This is a genomic window from Pseudolysinimonas sp., from assembly GCF_031389465.1.
Lineage (GTDB): Bacteria > Actinomycetota > Actinomycetes > Actinomycetales > Microbacteriaceae > Pseudolysinimonas_A.
This window is the reverse complement of the sequence record NZ_JANMSQ010000211.1, coordinates 1-1,561: the sequence shown is the minus strand read 5'-3', so window position 1 is coordinate 1,561 and position 1,561 is coordinate 1. Positions and strand designations below refer to the sequence as shown.

General features: G+C 69.4%; 2 protein-coding genes. One reads left to right on the top strand and one right to left on the bottom strand.

Annotation, left to right across the window (positions count from 1 at the left end; all coding sequences use genetic code 11):
- Window positions 1-922, bottom strand: a 922-nt coding sequence (locus tag RMO30_RS08545) for an amidohydrolase family protein (protein ID WP_309711988.1), incomplete at its 3' end; no start/stop codon positions are given.
- 185 nt (window positions 923-1,107) lie between these two features.
- Here RMO30_RS08545 and RMO30_RS08540 point away from each other — a divergent pair.
- A partial coding sequence (locus tag RMO30_RS08540) for a helix-turn-helix transcriptional regulator (RefSeq protein WP_309711985.1) occupies window positions 1,108-1,561 on the top strand: 454 nt, incomplete at its 3' end.

The window sequence follows — 1,561 nt, the reverse complement described above, 5'->3', positions numbered from 1 at the left end:
AGTCGGCGCCCGCGCCCAGCCGCACCCCGGCATCCAGCAGGGCGCGTACGGCGGTGAGGCCGCGCGGGGTGGCGACCGCGTGCTCCCAGCCCTGCAGGTAGAGGTTGGTGATCGGCAGGGTGATGATGCCGATGTCGCTCGCGAGCACGGCATCCACCACCTCGGCGAGTTCGCCGGGCTCGAGAGTTCCCAGCCGCACGCAATGGCCCGCCGAGACGGAAACATCCCAGTCCCTGACGATCCGGGCGAACTCGAGGATCGTCAGCTCACCGTCGAGTGCCTCGTCGGTGTGCAAGTCGGCGCCGACTCCGCGGCTTTCCGCGATCGCGAGCAGGCGCCGTACCTCGCCGAGCGGGTCCGATGCGAGGTGCGGCGCACCGCCGACGAGGTCGAGGCCGAGGTCGAGGGCCTCCTCGATCACCGCGTCGGGAACGAGGTCGGTGCACAGGGTGACGAGTTCGAGGTCGAGCAGGTCGCGTAGCTCGTCGCGCACCTGAAGCAGCGCCCGCGCGCCGCGCAGCGGGTCGGGTCCCGGCAGGAGGTCGACGTGGCAGCGGATGGCGGTGGTGCCGTTGCGCAGCATCGCGAGGGCCTGGGCGCGGGCGCGGTCGGCGATCGACTCCACCGTCATCGCATCCGAGAACGCGTGCCACGACTCGATCGCCTTCACCAGGTCACCCATCGGCGGGGCGATGAGGTCCCACGACCGTGCCTTGTCGAGGTGGGCGTGGGGTTCGGCGGGAGCCGGAAGCAGCACGAAGCCGGTGAGGTCGAGTTCGTCGGCCGCTTCGGTGGTCGAGTAGTCCCGCGCAGCGGGGCGTGTCGAGACCACGAGCCCGCCGGCCAGTTCGACGTCGACGACCGACCCGTCCGCGAGCGTGGCATTCCTCAGGACCCTCAGGGGGCGAGGCAGCGAGCTCAAACGTGACTCCGGCGGGTAATCGAAGGGGAAGCTACGCAGCGCCGGGCAGCCAGGGGAATGTTGATGCGCTCAACACTGGTGACGCTACGGAGGTTGCGTTTCCGGCGTGTATCGCGACCGTTTCCGCGTATTAATTCCTTGTTCCCGGTTCGTTCCTCGCCGCGAGACGGGTGATACTCGGTGGCGTGCCCGTAAGCGTCGATGTCGAGCCGGACGTGCAGGCCGAGCGCATCGGAGCCCGCATCCGGCGACTCCGGCACGCGCGGGGGTTGACGCTCGTGCAGCTGGCCGAGAGTGCCGAACTCTCGCATCCCTTCCTCAGTCAGCTCGAACGCGGGCTCGCGCGGCCGAGCATCGGGTCGCTCGAGAAGATCGCCCGCGCCCTCGGGTCGAGCCAGCTCGAGTTGCTCGCTGACGAACTCGACCTCGACCAGTCGCCAGTCGCGCTGGTGCGTGCCGATGCCGGGGCTACCGGGCACTACGGCGAAGGCGAGGCACGGATGCTCGTCACCGGTCGGCGGCGTTTCCACCCGATGGAGGTGGTGGGCGCCAACCCGGAGGTCGGCGACTTCTTTTCTCACGCCGAAGACGAGTTCGTACACGTCACCGCAGGACGGGTCGAGATCGATCTCGGCCCGC